The organism is Streptomyces sp. NPDC059832 (assembly GCF_042731715.1).
Classification (GTDB): Bacteria; Actinomycetota; Actinomycetes; order Streptomycetales; family Streptomycetaceae; genus Streptomyces.
This window is the reverse complement of record NZ_JBHWIY010000013.1, coordinates 110,904-128,795: the sequence shown is the minus strand read 5'-3', so window position 1 is coordinate 128,795 and position 17,892 is coordinate 110,904. Positions and strand designations below refer to the sequence as shown.

General features: G+C 71.4%; 13 protein-coding genes and 2 pseudogenes. 8 read left to right on the top strand and 7 right to left on the bottom strand.

Annotation, left to right across the window (positions count from 1 at the left end; translation table 11 throughout):
• Window positions 1-37: 37 nt before the first annotated feature.
• From ACFV8T_RS23830 to ACFV8T_RS23810, 5 genes are read right to left on the bottom strand one after another with little or no spacing between them, the layout of a single operon-like run.
• Entirely contained in the window at window positions 38-2,218 is a 2,181-nt protein-coding gene (locus tag ACFV8T_RS23830) for a trehalase family glycosidase (protein WP_385330772.1), read from the bottom strand.
• A 20-nt stretch (window positions 2,219-2,238) separates the two neighbouring features.
• Window positions 2,239-4,272 (bottom strand): beta-galactosidase, encoded by a 2,034-nt coding sequence (locus ACFV8T_RS23825; protein WP_385330769.1) that lies wholly within the window; start codon window positions 4,270-4,272, stop codon window positions 2,239-2,241.
• Window positions 4,269-5,126 (bottom strand): carbohydrate ABC transporter permease, encoded by an 858-nt coding sequence (locus ACFV8T_RS23820; RefSeq protein ID WP_385330766.1) that lies wholly within the window; start codon window positions 5,124-5,126, stop codon window positions 4,269-4,271. The genes ACFV8T_RS23825 and ACFV8T_RS23820 overlap by 4 nt, the downstream gene beginning before the upstream one ends.
• Entirely contained in the window at window positions 5,123-6,049 is a 927-nt protein-coding gene (locus ACFV8T_RS23815) for a carbohydrate ABC transporter permease (protein WP_385330763.1), read from the bottom strand. The genes ACFV8T_RS23820 and ACFV8T_RS23815 overlap by 4 nt, the downstream gene beginning before the upstream one ends.
• A gap of 4 nt (window positions 6,050-6,053) precedes the next feature.
• Entirely contained in the window at window positions 6,054-7,310 is a 1,257-nt protein-coding gene (locus ACFV8T_RS23810) for an ABC transporter substrate-binding protein (protein ID WP_385330761.1), read from the bottom strand.
• 224 nt (window positions 7,311-7,534) lie between these two features.
• On the opposite strand from ACFV8T_RS23810, the gene gcvPA reads away from it, so the two are divergent.
• The 8 genes and pseudogenes from gcvPA to ACFV8T_RS23770 all read left to right on the top strand — a co-directional run.
• The gene (gene gcvPA, locus ACFV8T_RS23805; RefSeq protein WP_385330758.1) at window positions 7,535-8,926 is read left to right on the top strand and encodes an aminomethyl-transferring glycine dehydrogenase subunit GcvPA; all 1,392 of its coding nucleotides are present in this window, start codon (window positions 7,535-7,537) and stop codon (window positions 8,924-8,926) included.
• Complete coding sequence (gcvPB, locus tag ACFV8T_RS23800) at window positions 8,923-10,521, top strand: aminomethyl-transferring glycine dehydrogenase subunit GcvPB (protein WP_385330756.1); 1,599 nt, start codon at window positions 8,923-8,925, stop codon at window positions 10,519-10,521. The genes gcvPA and gcvPB overlap by 4 nt, the downstream gene beginning before the upstream one ends.
• On the top strand, window positions 10,518-11,696 hold the full coding sequence (locus tag ACFV8T_RS23795; protein WP_385330753.1) for an ATP-NAD kinase family protein: 1,179 nt from the start codon (window positions 10,518-10,520) through the stop codon (window positions 11,694-11,696). Before gcvPB ends, ACFV8T_RS23795 begins: the two co-directional genes overlap by 4 nt.
• A 44-nt stretch (window positions 11,697-11,740) precedes the next feature.
• Window positions 11,741-12,487 (top strand): SDR family NAD(P)-dependent oxidoreductase, encoded by a 747-nt coding sequence (locus ACFV8T_RS23790; RefSeq protein ID WP_385330750.1) that lies wholly within the window; start codon window positions 11,741-11,743, stop codon window positions 12,485-12,487.
• A gap of 49 nt (window positions 12,488-12,536) precedes the next feature.
• Window positions 12,537-13,178, top strand: a complete 642-nt coding sequence (locus ACFV8T_RS23785) for a GntR family transcriptional regulator (RefSeq protein WP_385330747.1) — start codon at window positions 12,537-12,539, stop codon at window positions 13,176-13,178.
• A gap of 104 nt (window positions 13,179-13,282) precedes the next feature.
• Complete coding sequence (locus ACFV8T_RS23780) at window positions 13,283-14,500, top strand: DUF4032 domain-containing protein (protein WP_385330744.1); 1,218 nt, start codon at window positions 13,283-13,285, stop codon at window positions 14,498-14,500.
• 69 nt (window positions 14,501-14,569) lie between these two features.
• Window positions 14,570-15,310, top strand: coding sequence for a lysophospholipid acyltransferase family protein (locus tag ACFV8T_RS23775; protein WP_385331011.1), 741 nt, complete (start codon window positions 14,570-14,572; stop codon window positions 15,308-15,310).
• A gap of 43 nt (window positions 15,311-15,353) precedes the next feature.
• Window positions 15,354-16,031: pseudogene (locus ACFV8T_RS23770) on the top strand (NAD-dependent epimerase/dehydratase family protein); the annotation flags it as partial.
• Between the two features lie 202 nt (window positions 16,032-16,233).
• Here ACFV8T_RS23770 and ACFV8T_RS23765 read toward each other — a convergent pair.
• Window positions 16,234-17,394, bottom strand: a complete 1,161-nt coding sequence (locus tag ACFV8T_RS23765; RefSeq protein WP_385331008.1) for an urease accessory protein UreD — start codon at window positions 17,392-17,394, stop codon at window positions 16,234-16,236.
• Window positions 17,389-17,688: pseudogene (locus tag ACFV8T_RS23760) on the bottom strand (urease subunit gamma); the annotation flags it as partial. The pseudogene ACFV8T_RS23760 and the gene ACFV8T_RS23765, both read right to left, overlap by 6 nt.
• Between the last annotated feature and the right edge of the window lie 204 nt (window positions 17,689-17,892).

The window sequence follows — 17,892 nt, the reverse complement described above, 5'->3', positions numbered from 1 at the left end:
TGTCACGGCTGCGCCCACGCGCCGTGGCCCCCGTCTCCTACTCGTCCCCTGTCAGCATCGGCAGCAGCAGCGCCGCGGACCAGCTGAAGTTGGGCGAGTTGAGCGGTGCCCCGGTGGTCGGGTCGTAGTTCTCCATGATCGGTCCGTTGCCCGCGAGGCCCGACGCATGGGTCAGAAGCCGGTCCGTCGACGCGTCCGCGTCCTTGCCGTAGCCGTAGCGGCGCAGGCCGCCGAGGGCGAAGTATGCCTGGTCGAACCAGACCGGGCCGCGCCAGTACGCGGTCGGCGAGAAGTAGGGGGAACTCTTCGCCACGGTCGGGAAGGGCACGGTCGTGGCGAACTCCGCCGGGTCCGTCAGCTTGTCGCGCACGGCGCGGGCCTGTGCGGCGGATGCCGTCCCGGTCCACAGCGGGACGGCGCCCTCGATGCCGCGGCCGCGGGCCGTGAGCGGTGCGCCGGTGCCGAGCGCGGTGTCGTGGAACCAGCCGTCCGCGGAGTCGTACATCGTCGTGCGGACGGCGGTGGAGGTGGCAGTGGAGCGCCGCTTCCAGTGCCTGGCGTCGGCACCCCGGCCGAGCGCACCGGCGATGCGCGCCAAGTGGGCCTGATCGGCGGCCAGATAGGAGTTGAGGTCGACGGACTCCTGGTCGATGGAGTAGCCGAGGAGCGTTCCGTCGGCGGCCCTGTTGGCGACGATGCCGGTGCCGAGGGTGGCGTCGAAGCGGGGCGCGTTGTCCATGCCGCTCTCCCAGGCCGCGGCGAGGCGCCGTTCCTCGGTGGAGTTGTTGGCCGGGTCGACGGTGGCGCCGTACTCGGCGAGACCGTTGTGGTCGTGGTCCCGGTTGCGGTACCACCACGCCTGGTAGGCGGCGAGCTTCGGGTACATCTCGCGCAGGAAGGCCCTGTCCCCGGACTTCGCGTACACCTCCCACACCGCCCAGGCGGCCAGTGGGGGCTTGGAGTTGCGTTCGTTCCAGTTGCCGCCGCCGCGCGCGGGGTCGTTGTAGAAGATGACATCGGGGATCATCCCGGCGTCCTGGGGGCGGGTCGTCGAGTCGGGCCGGATCTGCCAGTCGAACATGGCGCGGATCTGCGACTCGGCCAGCTCGGGCGCGAAGCGTGCGGTGCCGACGGCCTGCTTCCAGGTGTCCCAGGCCCAGATGCCGCCGGTGAACCACTTGTAGGAGATCGACGGTGTGATCCCGTCGTGCTTGATCCGCCCGGCCGCACTGCGCCAGTTGGTGACGAGGGTCTCCAGGGACTTCACGGCCGTGCGCCGCCGGTCGGCGGGAACGCCCCGGGTCACCCCGGCGACGTAGCCCCGCCAGCGCGCGTCGGACGCGGACACGACCGATGCGGGGCGGGCCAGCACGTCGCGGACCTTCGCCTGCTCCTTCGTGCGCTCGGCGGCGGTGAAGGTGTAGGACTCGGTCCAGTCGAAGCTGTGCGCGCGGCCCGGCGCGAGGGTCACCGGTTCCACGGCCTCGGTGCGGTAGGTGTCGCCGTCCACCGTCGTGCGGACGCGGTCCTTGTGGGTGACCTCGAAGCGTTCCGTGCCGTCGGTGAGGTAGTCCCAGGTCTCGCGGACCTTCGCGAAGCCGACGCCGACGCCGGAGCCGGTGGCGGTCAGCGACGGTGCGTCGCTCATCGGTTCGTCGGTGGGCCGCAGCAGGCTGCCCGTCCAGTCGGCGCCCAGGGTGCGCGGGGCCGGGCCGGTGTTGCGGACCTCGGCCCTGACCAGGGCGGTGCGGTCGGTGGCGAAGCGGAGTTCGAGGGTGAGGCGCAGGCCGCGGCCGAGGTCGTAGGACTGGAGGAGCCGGCCCGGGAGCGAGGTGGAACGGGGTGCGCCGCCGCCCGCCAGGTCCAGGGTGCGGCCGTGTTCGGTGAGGCGGATGCGGCTGAAGGACTTGCTGAGCCACCAGGGGTATTCCTGAGCGATGTAGAGGGGCCCGGAGAAGCCGCCGTAGGCGTCCTTGTCGCCGGCCTTCGGCAGGGCGTACGCGTGCCAGGCCCCCCGGTCGGCGAAGACGTTGACGGGGTTGTTGTCCTCGTCGTCGCCCGGCTGGGCGGCGGCGGGCGTGCCGTGCAGGTCGAGGACGTCGGCGTACGGGGGCGGGGGCTCCGGGTGCCCGTGGGCGGTGGCCGTCTGCGGTACGGCGAGGGCGCCGCCGGCCAGGAGCAGTGCGGTCAGGACGCTCAGGGGACGGCGTGCGGTCATGGGTCGGTCTCTCCAACGGGTCATTTCCCGGTCTCTCCCAGGGAGTCGGTGTCGATGCGCAGGACGGCGGCGCCGAGCGGGCCGAGGCCGATGTGGTCGCGGACGGCGGCTCCGGTGAGCAGGTCGGTGCCACCGGCGGCGTAGCGGCCGGTCAGTGGCGTCCGCGTGTCGTGGTCGTTGTGGTTGAGGACGAAGAGGTACGTGCCCCGGGCGCCGGAGCGCACGGTCGCCTCGACGCCCTCGGGGACGTCGAGCACGGGGCGTACGCCCGCCGCCCGCAGCGCCTCGTCGAGCACGGCCGCGGTGCCGTCGCCGAGGTGGGCGCTGATGTACCACGCGGTGCCGGTGCCGTAGCGGTGGCGGGTGACGGCGGGGCGGCCGGTCAGCTCGCCGGCCGCGTACGAGTCGACGACCTCCGTGTCCGGGCCCCCGGGCTCGATCCACTCGCTCCACACGGTGGCCTCGGCACCGGAGGCGAGGGGCACCGCCGCACCGTCGGGGATCGGCCAGAACTCGTCCACGGACACGCCGAGTACGTCCCTCAGCGGTCCGGGTGCGCCGCCGTCGTGGATGTGGTCGTGGCCGTCGACGACGCCGGAGAAGGGGCCGCACACGAGGTGGCCGCCACCGTGTACGTAGGCCGCGAGGCGTGCGGCGTTCTCGGGCCGCAGCAGGTGGAGGTTGGGAGCGAGGACGGCCCGGTAGCCGTCGAGGCCGGCGTGCGGGGGCACGAAGTCGACGGTGACGGCACGGGCGTGGAGCGCCGCGTACCAGGGGCGCAGGAGCTCGCGCCAGCGCATCCGGGCGGAGGGGTGGTCCTCGGCCTCCAGCGCCCACCAGGAGTCCCAGTCGAGGACGATCGCCACGTCCGCCGGGGTGGTGGCGCCGGTGACCTCGCCGAGCCGGGCGAGTTCGGCGCCGAAGCGAACCGTCTCGCGCCAGCCCCGGGACGCGGTGCCGCGGTGCGGGAGCAGCGCGCTGTGGTACTTCTCCGCGCCGGCGCGGGAGGCGCGCCACTGGAAGTACATGATGCCGTCGGCGCCGCGGGCCAGCGCCTGGAGGGACCAGAGGCGTTGCAGGCCGGGCTTCTTGGGGACGTTGACCGGACGCCAGCTGACGGCGGACGGCGCCTGTTCGAGGAGCAGCCAGGGCCGGCCGCCCTTGAGGGAACGCATCAGGTCGTAGTTCAGGGAGGCGTTGACGTGGGCGCGGGGGTCGGCGGGGTCCGGGTAGGCATCGTCGGAGACCAGGTCCTCGTGCTCGGCCCACTTCCAGTAGTCGAGTGCCTTGAACATCGACATGAAGTTGGTGGTGGCCGGGATGCCGGGGCTGATCTCCCCGAGTGCCTCGCGCTCGGCGCGGTGGCATTCGAGCAGTGCGTCGGAGCAGAAGCGCCGCCAGTCCAGAAGTTGCGTCGGGTTGACCGGTCCCGGAGCGGTGCGCGGCGGTTCGATCTCTTCGTACGTGCCGTAGCGCTGGGACCAGAAGGCCGTGCCCCAGGCGTGGTTGAGGCCGTCGACGGTGCCGTAGCGGTCGGTGAGCCAGGTGCGGAAGTGGTCGGCGGAGCGGGCGCAGAAGCACTCGGTGACATGGTCGCCGTACTCGTTGTGGATGTGCCACAGGGCGAGGGCCGGATGGTGTGCGTAGCGTTCGGCGAGGGTGCGGGTGAGCCGGAGCGCGGCGGCGCGGTACTCGGGCGAGGACGGGCAGTAGTGCTGGCGCGAGCCGAATTCGAGGCGTACGCCGTCGGCGGTGACGGGCAGGATCTCCGGGTGGGCGCGCACCAGCCAGGCCGGCGGTGACGCGGTCGCGGTGGCGAGGTCGACGGCGATGCCGTGGGCGTGCAGCAGATCGAGGAGCCGGTCGAACCAGGCGAAGTCCCAGGTGTCCGGGCCGGGTTGGAGCCGGGCCCAGGAGAAGACGCCGACGGTCACCATCGTGACACCGGCCTCGCGCATCAGCCCGGCGTCCTCGGCCCAGACCTCCTCGGGCCACTGCTCGGGGTTGTAGTCACCGCCGTAGAGGACGCCGGGGACACGGGTCAGGCGGCTCATCCCTTCACCGCCCCGCCGAGGAGTCCGGCGACGAACTGCCGCTGGAAGAGCAGGAAGAGGAGCATCAGCGGAAGCGTGGCGAGGAGCGAGCCGAGCATCAGGCCCGAGTAGTCGACATGGGAGAGCCCCGTGAGGGTGTTGAGCGCGACGGGCACGGTGTATTTGTCCTCGGAGTTCAGCATGAGCAGCGGCCAGATGAAGCTGTTCCACTGCGCCATGAACGTGAAGATGACCAGGGCGCCGAGCTGTGGGCGCACACACGGCAGCACGACCTGGTAGAAGGTGCGCAGTTCGCCGGATCCGTCGAGCCGGGCCGATTCGAGGAGCTCGTCGGGGAAGTCGACGAAGCTCTGCCGCATCAGGAGGATGCCGAAGGAGTTCGCCAGGAACGGCAGGATCACCGCCTGGTAGGAGTCGATCCAGCCGACGCTCGCCATCATCTGGAACAGCGGCACGAGCAGCACCTGGAACGGGATCATCATCGTGGCGAGCACGGCGCCGAGCAGCAGGCCCCGGCCGCGGAAGCGGTACTTGGCGAGTCCGTAGCCGCACATGGCGGAGATCAGCGAGCTGAGCGCGGTGTGGACGACGGCGATGCCGACACTGTTGAGGAGGACCTTCCCGAAACCGATGGTGTCCTGGAGCCGCACGAGGTTGTCGAGCAGCCGGCCGCCGGGCAGGAACGGCGGCGGGGAGTGGAACAGCTCCGACGTGGAGTGCGTCGCGGCAATCGCCATCCAGAGGAACGGCACCAGGCTGACGACGGCGCCGCCCGCGAGGAACAGGCGGACGAGGTAGCGGCCGGCGCGCCGGGCCGGGTGGACGCGTACGGGGGCCTGCTGGAGGGCGGTCACCGGCGGCGCTCCCTTCCGAAGGCGAGGTACTGGAGGGCGGAGACCGCGGCGATGATGGCCACGACGACCCAGGCGATGGCGGCGGCGTAGCCGAAGTCGAGTTGCTGGAAGCCGACCTTGTAGAGGTAGACGACCGGGGTGAGGGTGGCGTCGTCGGGGCCGCCGCGGGTGAGGACGTAGTTCTCGTCGAAGAGCTGGAGCGTCCCGATGGTGGAGGTGATCACGCAGAACAGGACCACCGGGCGCAGCTGCGGCAGGATCACACGCGCGTATGTGGACAGGGTGCCGGAGCCGTCGATCGCCGCGGCCTCGTACTGCTCCTTGCCGATGGACTGGAGTCCGGCGAGCAGGATGACGGCGTTGTAGCCGGTCCAGCGCCAGGTCAGGGAGGCGATCAGGGAGACGCGGGCCCAGGTGGGGCTGTTGAGCCAGTCGACCCGGCCGATGCCGACGGCGCCGAGTATCTGGTTGACGAGACCGCCGTCGGTCTTGAGGAGGACCTGGAAGACGACGGCGTACGCGACGAGTGTGGTGACGGCGGGCAGGAAGTAGACCGCTCGCCAGGTGCCGCGGAAGCGCAGCCAGGACTGGTTGAGCAGGACCGCGAGGACGAGTGCCAGGCCGATCATCACGGGGACCTGCACGACGAGAATGATCCCGGTGTTGAACAGGGACTCCAGGAACGCGGGGTCGTCGATCATGCGCCGGTACTGGTCGAGTCCGACCCAGTGGGTGGCGCCGGCGTCCTCGGTGGTGAAGCTCTGCAGGAGGCTCGCGCCCAGCGGATAGGCGAAGAAGAGGGCGAAGAGGGCGGCCGCGGGTCCGGCGAAGATCCAGGCGGTGGGGCGCCGCCGCCTGCGGCGTGCCGGGGCCGGGGCACTGGCGGGGGCGACCGGCCGCTCGTAGGTGGTGTGGACGGCCATCGGGCTACTCCACCCTTTCGCGGCCGGTGGCCGCGGCGAGCTGCCGCGCGGCCGATTCGAGGGCGGCGCGCGGGTCCTTGCCGCGCAGCATCACACCGGTGACGGCGGAGACCATGATGTCGGTGGCCTTCGCGTCGTCCTTGGTGTACTCGACCGGCGGAATGTTGCGGGAGAGCCGGGCGAACACGTCGAGGGTCGCCTGCCCGCCGAAGTACTCCTGCTTCGCGCTCAGGTACGGGTCGTCGAGCGCGGGCAGATAGGCGGGGAAGAGGCCCTCGCGCTTGAGCATGGAGACCTGGTTCGCCTTGCCTGCGAGCAGGAACTCGATGAACGCCCAGGCCAGTCGGGGGTTCTTGCTCTGCGCGGGGACGCAGAGCGTGGAGCCGCCGATGTTCGAGGTGCGGATGCCGTCGGTGGTGAATCCGGGCAGCGGCACCACTTCGAACCTCCCTTTCAGCTCCGGCATCTCGTCGGTGAGCGTGCCCGTCCACCAGGCGGCGGTGGGCGTGGTGGTGGCCTTGCCCTCCTTGGTGCCGGTGACGAGCCCGTCCCAGCCCTTCTCGTAGTCGACGAGCCCCTTGTCGTGCAGGGTCTTCATCAGCGTGAGGGCCTTCACGGCCTCCGGGGTGTCGACCGCGACCCGGCCGTTCCTGAAGTAGGACTGGCCCTGCTGCTGGAGCAGCATCGGCAGGATCCCGGTGTCGGTGGAGTCCATGATGAGCAGCTTGCGGCCGGTGGCCTTCTTGATGCGGACACCCGCCGCTATGTAGTCGTCCCAGGTCAGCAGCGAATCGGGGTCCACTCCGGCGGCGCGGAAGTGGTCCGTGCGGCAGTAGAGCGCGCACGGGCCGATGTCCCAGGGCAGGGCGAAGACCGCGCTGTCCTTGCCGGTGACGGTGCGCCACGCGGCGCGGTCGAAGTCGCCTCCGTAGCGGCCGCCGAGGCTCGTCAGGTCGTAGAAGCCGCTCGGGAAGTTACCCATGTAGCGCGGCATGTGGCTGCCCTCGACCGTGAGGACGTCGGCGAGGCCCGAGCCGCCGCGCAGGCCCACGGTGATCTTGTCGTAGGCGTTGTCGAAGCCGATGTCGACGACGTCGACGGTGGTGCCGGGGTGGCGTTCCTCGAAGGTGCGGGCGAGGCGCTTCATGGCCTTGGCCGCCACGTCCCACGACCAGACGGTGACCTTTCCGGTGACCTTGCCCCCTCCGTCGTCCTTCCTGCCGCCGATGTCGCGGGCCTCGCCGCCGCCCGCGCCGCCCATGGCACATCCACTGACCAGGGACGATGCCGCGGTCGCGAAGCCTGTTGCCAGAACAACCCGTCGGGTGGGTCCTGTTGACACTCTTGCCTCCTGGAGCCTGAATGCCTAATGCTGTATTCAGAACACTGAATGACGGAGCCTGCCGTCAAGAGGTGTACACCCAAAGACTTTTGCTGCTGTGGTCCACGACCGACCCACTGGTCGGCTCACGCGAAAGGCGCGGCATGACGTCACCCCAGGACTCCGTCCACCCCTACGCCCATCCCTACATCCCGAACGCCGTTCCGGCCGTGCGGCAGGCGATGCTGGAGGAGATCGGCGCCACGGGCGTCGAGGACTTCTACGCCGACATCCCGGACGGCATCCGGCTGCACCGCCCCCTCGATCTGCCGGCCCCGCTGCGTTCGGAGGCCGAACTCACCCGCCACATGGAGGAGTTGCTCGGCCGCAACACCTCGACGCGACAGACGCTGAGCTTCCTCGGCTCCGGCTGCTACCAGCACCACGTACCGGCGGTCGTGGACGAGGTGGTCAACCGCAGCGAGTTCCTCACGGCCTACGCGGGCGAGCCCTACGAGGACCACGGCCGCTTCCAGGCGCTGTGGGAGTACCAGTCGATGATGGCCGAGCTGCTCGATGTCGAGATCGTCAACGTCCCGGTGTACGACGGCTTCCAGGCCTCGGGAACCGCCCTGCGCATGGCCGGCCGGATCACCGGCCGCCGCCGCGTGCTCGTCGCCACCGCGATCGACGCCGACAAGCTCTCCCGCATACGTGACTACGTACGCCCCGACCACGAGGTGATGGTCGTCCCGGTCGATCCGGAGACCGGCTGCGCCGACCTCGAAGCGGTGCGTGAGGCGCTCGCCGCCGGCGACACCGCGGCGGTGTACGCGGACACGCCCTCCGCGCTCGGCATCGTCGACGAGGCGCTCCCCCGCCTCGCCGAACTCGCCCATGATGCGGGGGCGTTGTACGTCGTGGGCTGCAATCCGCTCACGCTCGGCGTGCTCGCGCCGCCCTCCGCGTACGGCGCCGACATCGCGTGCGGCGACATCCAGCCGCTCGGCCTGCACCAGAGCTTCGGCGGCGGCAACGCGGGCTTCATCGCCACCCGCGACGAGGAGCGGCTGGTCGCCGAGTACCCGTCACGCCTGTTCGGCCTCGTGCCGACGACCGTCGAGGGCGAGTACGGCTTCGGCGACGTCGCCTACGAACGGACCTCGTTCGCCCTGCGTGAGGAAGGCAAGGAGTGGGTCGGCACGGCCGCCGCGCTGCACGGCATCGGGGCCGGGGTGTATCTCGCGCTGATGGGGCCGCAGGGCATGCGGGAGATCGGCGACACGATCCTCTCGCTCACCGCGTACGCCCGCGGGCGCCTGGCCGAGGTGCCCGGCATCGAGGTCCCGTACGGCGACGCCCTGCACTTCGCCGACTTCACGGTCCGCTACACGGGCGGCAGGACCGCCGCCGAGATCCGCACCGGCCTGAAGGAGCGGGGCATCTTCGGCGGCGTACCGACCGGCGAGCAGGAGGCCGCGTACTGCGTCACCGAAGTCCACACCAAGGCCGACATCGACCGGCTCGCCGCGACCCTCGAGGAGATCGTCAAGTGACCGCCCACGCGCCCGTGTCCGTCTCCCCCGAGGAAGCGCGCATCGCCGGCAAGCCGCGCCTGCGCCGGTTCCGGCAGGCATCCTGGGACGAGCAGCTGATCTTCGAGCTCGGTTCCCCGGGCGAGCGCGGCGTCCTCGTACCGGCCGCGGACCCGTCCATCGAGCAGGTGGCGATACCCGCAGCCCTGCGCCGCGCCGAACCGCCCGCCCTGCCGGAGATGTCCCAACAGCAGGTCCTGCGCCACTACTTGCGTCTCTCGCAGGAGAACCTGGGAGCCGATCTCAACATCGACGTCGGCCAGGGCACCTGCACCATGAAGTACAGCCCCAAGGTCAACGACCAGTTCGTCCGCGATCCGCGGATCGCGGCGCTGCACCCCCTCCAGGACGAGGACACGGTCCAGGGCGTCCTGGGGATCATCCACAGCCTGGAGCAGCTCCTGAAGGAGATCTCCGGCATGGACCGGGTCTCGCTCCAGCCGGGCGCGGGCTCCGCCGCGATCTACACCAACGTGGCGATGATCCGCGCCTACTTCGCCGCGCGGCGCGAGCTGGAGCAGCGCGACGAGGTCATCACGACGATCTTCTCCCATCCGTCCAACGCCGCCTGCGCGAAGACGGCGGGCTTCAGGGTCATCACCCTCCACCCGGACGCGGACGGCTACCCGGACATCGAGGCCCTCAGGGCGGCGGTCGGCCCGCGCACGGCGGCGCTCCTCATCACCAACCCCGAGGACACGGGCATCTACAACCCGCGCATCGAGGAGTTCGTACGGATCGTGCACGAGGCGGGCGGCCTGTGCTCGTACGACCAGGCCAACGCGAACGGCATCCTCGGCATCACACGCGCCCGGGACGCGGGCTTCGACCTGTGCCACTTCAATCTCCACAAGACGTTCTCGACTCCCCACGCGTGCGGCGGACCGGCGGCGGGCGCCTGCGCGGTCACCGATGAGCTCGCCCCGTATCTGCCGCGCCCGACGGTCGAGCTGGATCCGGAGACCGGCGCCTACCGGCTGGACGACGACCGGCCCGAGTCGGTCGGCAAGATGCGGCCGTTCTACGGCGTCGTGCCGAACCTCGTCCGCGCCTACGCGTGGATCATGTCGCTCGGCGCCGAGGGCCTGCGGGCCGCCGCCGAGACGGCCGTCCTCAACAACAACTACCTCCTCCACAAGGTCCGGCAGATCCCGGGCGTCTCCGTCCCGTACGCCGCGGGGCGCCCACGCGTCGAGCAGGTCCGCTACAGCTGGGAGAAGCTCCACGAGGACACCGGCCTGCACTCCGAGGACATCGGCCTGCGCGCCGCGGACTTCGGTACGCACTACTGGACCAGCCACCACCCCTATGTGGTGCCGGAACCCATGACGCTGGAGCCGACCGAGTCCTACACGCGCGCCGACCTCGACGAGTACGCGGCGATCCTCGCGGAGATCGCCCGCGAGGCGTACGAGGACCCGGAGACCGTACGCACGGCGCCGCACCGTTCGGCCATCCACCGGGTACGCCCTCAGGCCCTGGACGACCCAGCGACATGGGCGGTCTCCTGGCGCGCCTACCGCCGCAAGGTGCTGGGCGAGGCGGGCCGCCGGTGACGAGGATCGGCCTGGTGGTCAACCCGGTCGCCGGGCTCGGCGGCCGGGTGGGCCTGGGCGGCACCGACGGCCCGGACCGGGCCCGCGCGGCACTCTCGCTGGGCGCACGCCCCCTGGCGGGGGCGCGTGCCGCCGCGGCCCTGGGCGAACTGGCGGCGCGTGCGGGCAAGCCGACCCGGGCCGGATTCCCTGCGCCGGGTTCCGGGCTCCTCGTCGTCACCGCCGCCGGTCCCCTGGGCGCCGACTCCGTCGCCGCCGCGGGACTTGCGGCGCAGGTCGTGTACGCCGCCGGGGCCGGGCGGGACACCTCGGCCGAGGACACGGCCGCCGCGGTGCGGGCCGTCGTCGCCGAGGGCGTCGACCTCCTGCTCTTCGCCGGCGGCGACGGCACGGCGCGGGACGTGCTCGGCGCCCTCGGCTCCCTCGGCGACGTACCGCTCTGCCCGGTCCTCGGCGTACCGACCGGCGTGAAGATGCACTCGGCCGTGTTCGCCGTCAGCCCGCGTGCCGCGGGTGAGGTCGCGGCGGCGTGGCTCGCCCGCACCGGAAACGTCCGGCTGCGGGACGCCGAGGTGATGGACCGCGACGAGGACGCCCTGGGCGAGGGGCGCGTCACCTCCCGGCTCTTCGGGTGGCTGCCCGTCCCGGACGTACCGGTCAGGGTGCAGCAGCGCAAGACCGGCAGCACCGCCACCGCACCGGATGCCGTCGGCGGGATCGCGGCCGAGGTCGCCGAGCGCGTCGGGGCCGGACTGCTCGCCCTCGGCCCCGGCAGCACCACCCGGGCGGTGGCGGCCTCGCTCGGCGCGGACGTCTCGCTCACCGGAGTCGACGTGCTCGCCCTGCGGCCGGGCCACCCGCCCCGGACCGTGGCACGCGAGGCCGGCGAGGACGCCCTCCTCGCGCTCGGCCCTGCCTGGATCGCCCTCTCCCCCATCGGCGGTCAGGGCTTCCTCCTGGGCCGCGGCAACCAGCAGATCTCGCCGCGCGTCCTGCGCGCGGCGGGCGGCCGCGCGCACCTGCTCGTGCTGTGCACCGAAGCGAAACTGGCCGCGCTCGGCGGCCGCCCCCTTCTCCTCGACACCGGCGACGACGCGCTCGACGCGGAGCTGTCCGGCCATCTTCCCGTCATCACCGGCAGGCGGCGCACCTCGCTGTACCGCCTGGCCATGTGACCCCGTACCCCCGACATCCCGACCCAGGACAGAAGGAGCCCAGGATGATCTCCCTCGACGGCAAGCGCGCGATCGTGACCGGCGGCGGAGCCGGCATCGGCCGCGCCACCGCCCAGGTACTCGCCGAGCTCGGCGCCCGTGTGGTGATCGCCGACATCGACACGGACGGCGGCGAACACACCGCGAAGAACACCGGCGGGACCTTCGTGCGCTGCGACGTGTCACGGCGCGAGGACTGCGAGGCCGTCGTGCACACGGCGCAGGAGCGGCTCGGCGGCGTGGACGTCCTGTTCAACAACGCCGGCATCATCCGCCGCTCCACGGTCTGCGAGATCACCGAGGACGACTGGGACCTGGTGATGGCCGTGAACATCCGCTCGGTGATGCTGATGAGCCGCCTCGTGATCCCCGGGATGGCTGCCCGGGGCGGCGGCTCCATCGTCAACACCGGCTCCGGGTGGGGCATCCGCGGCGGTGGCCGGGCCGTCTCGTACTGCGCGTCGAAGGGCGCCGTCGTCAACATGACCCGCGCCATGGCCATCGACCACGGCCCCGACAACATCCGCGTCAACTGTGTCTGCCCCGGTGACACGGCGACCGGAATGCTCGCCGAGGAGGCCCGCCAGCTCGGCGAGAGCTCCGACGCCTTCTACGCCGACGCCGCCGACCGGCCGCTCGGCCGGATCGGGCAGCCCCGCGACATCGCCCAGACCGTGGCGTTCCTCGCCTCCGACGCCTCGGCGTTCCTGAGCGGAGCGGTCATCCCGGTCGACGGCGCCGGTACCGCGTGACTTTCCGGTAGCGGATAATCGACCGGACCGAAGGGGAGGGCAGCCTCACATGCCAATCGAAAACCGCCCGCTGCGCGAACAGGTCAAGGAGGAACTGATCAAGCGTCTCGGGCGCGGCACGATCGCGACCAACTCGCCGATCAACGAGGGGCAGCTCGCCACCGAACTCGGCGTCAGCCGTACTCCGCTGCGCGAGGCACTGATCACGCTGGAGCGCGAGGGTGTCATCACCAGCGAGCGGGGCAAGGGCTTCCGCTTCACCCCGCTCAGCGCCCAGGAGTTCCGCGACCTGTCCGCGATCGTCGCGACGCTGGAGGCGCTCGCCCTGGAGTCCAGCGATCCCGAGCACCTGGCGGCGACGGCCCCCCGCCTCCTGGAGGAGGCGCGCGCGTTCTCGGCCCCGCAGGCGCCGCACGACGTCATAGAGCGTTACGACGACGCGTGGCACGACCTGCTCCTGTCCGGCTGCACCAACGACCGCCTGATGAAGCTGATCACCTCCCTGAAGGTGACGATGCACCGCTACGAGCGGGTGGCCCTGGGCGACCAGGACATCCTGGAGCGATCCGCGGCGGAGCACGAGCGGATCGCCGAGTGCCTGCAACGCGGCGACCTGGACGCGGCCGTCGCGGCGCTCAAGGAGAACTGGAACAGCGGGATGCACCGGATCCTGGAGCATCTGAAGGACTGACGCCGCGCGGTGGCGGTGCGGATCGGGCCGGGGCCTTGACCCGCACCGCCTCTTCGGGGTCCGATCACGGTCGACCCGCCGCACGAGCCAGGGACTGTGACCGCATGACTCTGCAGATCAGCGCCACCAACCCCGAACACCCGGCCCTCCTGCTCGAACTGCCCTGGCACATACCCCTGGAGCAGTGGCCCGACGAGTACCTCGTGCCGCTCCCCCGCGGCATCTCCCGGCACGTCGTGCGCTACGCGCGAGCGGGCGAGGAGACCGTGGCCGTGAAGGAGCTCGCCGAGCGGCCCGCGCTGCGCGAGTACGAACTCCTGCGTACGCTGGACCGTCTCGGGATACCGGCCGTCGATCCGCTCGCCGTGGTCACCGGACGGACCGAGGCCGACGGATCGCCGCTCGAACCCGTCCTGATCACCCGCCATCTGGGCGGTTCGCTGCCCTACCGGTCGATGTTCGAGACGACCATGCGCCCCGGCACGGTGCACCGCCTCATGGACGCCCTCGCCGTCCTTCTCGTCAGGCTGCATCTGACGGGGTTCGCCTGGGGGGACTGCTCGCTGTCCAACACCCTGTTCCGGCGGGACGCGGGCGCGTACGCCGCCTACCTCGTGGACGCCGAGACCGGCGAGCTGCACCCCCGGCTGAGCGACGGGCAGCGCTCGTACGACATCGAGCTCGCGCGGGTCAACATCAGCGGCGAGATGCTCGACCTGGAGGCGGCCGGCGCGCTGCACCCGTCCATCGACCCGATCGCGTTCGGCCTGGAGATCGAGGAGCGCTACGGGGCGCTGTGGACGGAGCTGACGCGCACCTCCGTCTACCCGGCGGGCAAGCACCACTACATGGAGCGCCGCATCCGCCGCCTCAACGACCTGGGCTTCGACGTCGCCGAGATGCAGATTTCGCACTCGGACCACGGGAACACGGTCACGTTCGTGCCCAAGGTCGTGGACGCCGGCCATCACCAGCGCCAACTGCTGCGCCTCACCGGGATGGACGCCGAGGAGAACCAGGCGCGACGGCTCCTCAACGACCTGGAGAGCTGGATGGCCACCCAGGACGACTACGCCCCCGGCGACCGGCACGGCGCCCGCACCGAGGTGCTGGCCCACCGCTGGGTCCGCGAGATCTTCCGCCCCACCGTGCGCGCGGCGCGCGACCACGTGCCCGCCCGGATGGACGCGGCCGAGCTCTACCACGAACTCCTCGAACACCGCTGGTACCTGTCCGAGCGCGCCCAGCACGACATCGGACTCGACGCGGCGGTCGAGGACTACGTCAGGAAGGCGGTCACACCGGACGACGGCTGCGCATAGGCTGCCCTCCCGGAGAGGTGCGTCGGCAAGCCGGACATGATCCAGACAAAGGACCCCAGGAGCCGCCCCGTGTTCTACCAGGTGCTCAAGTACGTCATCATCGGGCCGCTTCTACGGTTGTTCTTCCGCCCCAGGATCGAGGGCCTGGAGCACATCCCGGAGGACGGCGCGGCCATCGTCGCCGGCAACCATCTGTCGTTCTCCGACCATTTCCTGATGCCCGCGATCCTCAAACGGCGCATCACGTTTCTCGCCAAGGCCGAGTACTTCACCGGGCCGGGAGTGAAGGGGCGGCTGACCGCCGCCTTCTTCCGCGGCATCGGGCAGATCCCGGTGGACCGCTCCGGCAAGGAGGCGGGGCAGGCGGCGATCCGGGAAGGGCTCGGCGTGCTGAGCAAGGGCGAACTGCTGGGCATCTACCCGGAGGGCACCCGTTCGCACGACGGCCGGCTCTACAAGGGCAAGGTGGGCGTGGCCGTCATGGCGATCAAGGCACAGGTGCCCGTGGTGCCGTGCGCGATGGTGGGTACGTTCGAGATCCAGCCGCCGGGGCAGGTCGTCCCGCGCATCAGGCGCGTCACCATCCGCTTCGGTGAGCCGCTGGACTTCTCGCGCTATGCCGGTATGGAGAACCAGAAGGCCGCGATCCGGGCGGTCACCGACGAGATCATGTACGCGATCCTGGGGCTCTCGGGTCAGGAGTACGTCGACGAGTACGCGGTCAAGGCGAAGGCCGCGCAGGCCGGACAGGACGGGCCGTCGAAAAAGTTCCCGAAACTGCGACGCCGACGGCGGATCCGCGCTCGGTGAACGTCGCCCGCACGGGTGGCCGCCCGGTCCTAGCGTGGCCCTCATGAGCAAGGGAAACGCATGGGTTCTGGGTGCGACGGGACAGATCGGGCGAGCGGCCGTCCGGTCGCTCGTCGAGGACGGCTGGGAGGTGACGGCCGCCTCGCGCGGCGGCGGCCGGGACGCGCGGTGGGACGAGGCGGTGCGCACGACGGCCCTGGACCGGGACGCCGACGGGGCGCTCGCGGCGGCGCTGGGCGACGGCTGCGACGTACTGGTCGACATGGTGGCGTACGACGCGGATCACGCCCGTCAGCTGACCGGTCTCGCGGACCGGATCGGTTCGGCGGTGGTGATCTCCAGCGGCGCGGTGTACGAGGACGACCGGGGCCGCAGCTTCGACACACAGGGCGAACCCGACGGTTCGCCGCACTACCCGCTGCCGATCCCGGAGTCGCAGCGCACCCTGCCGGCCGGCGACACGACGTACGGGACCCGGAAGATACAGCTGGAGCGGGATCTGCTGGCGGCCGGGGAGGCGCTGCCGGTGACGCTGCTGCGGGCCGGGGCGATCCACGGCAGGTACTGCCGCTCGCCACGTGAGCTGTATTTCGTGAAGCGGCTCCTGGACGGCCGTGCCCGGCGGGTGCTCGCGTTCGGCGGGGAGTCCCGCTTCCACCCGGTCCATGTCTCCAACCTGGCCGAGCTGATCCGGCTGGCCGCCCTGCGACCCGGTTCGCGGGTGCTCAACGCCGGGGATCCGCAGGCGCCGACGGTCGCGGAGATCGGCAGGGCCGTCGATGCGGCGCTCGGCCGCACCACGGAGACCGTGCCGATGGCGGGCGCGCCCGGGGAGGACGGCGTCGGTGGCACGCCCTGGAGCAGCGCCCACCCCATCGTGTACGACATGACGGCCGCCGAGCGCGAGCTGGGGTACCGGCCGGTCACGGACTACGCGCGGTCGCTTCCCGGGACGGTCGAGTGGATCGCGGCGCAGCTGGCGGGCAGGGACTGGACAGAGGCCTTCCCCGCCATGCTCCGGGCGTACGGGAAGAAGCTCTTCGACTACGCGGCGGAGGACGCCTGGCTGGAGGCGTACGACCGGAAGGCGTGAGACACGGCCCAGCGGTGTTCACCCCACCCGGGCGTCGAGCAGTTCGTCCAGCGCCTCGTCCAGGACACGGCGCAGCAGACGTGCATCGGGGGCGAGGGCCGTGACCAGCACGGCGGTCCGGCGAGCGGGGTGAGAACGGCGGTCTCTCCCAGCAGCCGCGCTTCTGGACGCCGCTCTTCGAATGCCGGTTCCACGACGAGCAGCTGGCCGACGGCCGGTGGCCGCCCAGGACCGCTGCGCCGTCCCAGCCGCCGGGGGCTCCCGGTCCGTACGCCACCTGCTGGTCGATCATCAGCCGGCCGGCCCGGTACACAGTGAGGCGGCCGAGGAGGGTGCCGGTGCCTTCGGCGTGGCGGCCGAGGATCTGTTCCTCCCGCAGCACCAGCCGTGCGGTGGGGGCGAGTCGGACCCGGGTGGCCGTGCGCAGGACGCTGCCGTGCGCCGAGACGAGTTGTTCCGGCAGCCAGCGCGGCTCGGCCCGCTCCCCCACGCTCAACTCGATGTCGTACGTGGCGGGTTCGTCTCCCGGTCCCGGCAGGGCCACGGTCGCCGCTGCCGAGCCGACGGCGAGCCGGGCGCCTTCGCCGACCTGTGCCGCGATGGCGAGCCGGTCCCCGCCGAGCGGTGCGCTCATGGCGCCGACGGTGAGGAACCTGCCGTCGCCCGCGATGATTTCGGTCTCGGGGCCGGTGATCAGGTCGGGGTGGACGCCGGCCATGGTGCCCGGGTTGCCGGCCTTTCCGATCCTGGTGATCAGGCCGTCCCGGATGCCGATGTCCGCCTTGACGACGCCCCAGTGGTCGATGATCACGGCGCCGGTGATGACGGTGTCCGGGGCGCCTTCGGCTCGGGTGGTGCGGGCCTGTCCCATCGATCCGCGGATGACCTTGCCGCCCCCGAACACCGCCTCGTCACCGGCGAGTCCGGGGCCGCCCGAGCGGTCCTCCTCGATCTCGACGAGCAGATCCGTGTCGGCGAGCCTGATAACGATCGGCTCGTGGACGGTGACGAGCTTGGTGCCGTCCGGGAAGGTGGCTTCGGCCTGGACGTCGTGGATCATCTCGGGCACCCCGTCCATGACGTCGTCGCGGGTGAGCACCTCGCGACCCGACGCCATCAGTTCGCAGACCGTACGGCCGTCGCGGGCACCCTCCAGCAGATGGACGGTGATCAGCGCGACCGCCTCCGGGTGGTTGAGCCGCAGCCCGCGCGCCCGGCGCTGCCGGGCCACGTCGGCGGCAACATGGACGAGCAGGCGTTCCTGCTCGTGCGGGGTCAGTCGCATGCGTCCACCTCACAGTCCGGTGCCCGGGACCGGCCCTGGGCACGGCGAGGCGACAGCCGTGTTCAACGAGGCCGTTGAACAGCGGGCCGCCGACTCCGGGCGAGGTGGTGCACGTTGGAGCCGAAGTTTCTCCGGCGCGTTAACTGCTCTCCGGCAGATGCATGGACATCAGGCCGCGCAGGCCGCTCTCCAGCACCTCCGGCT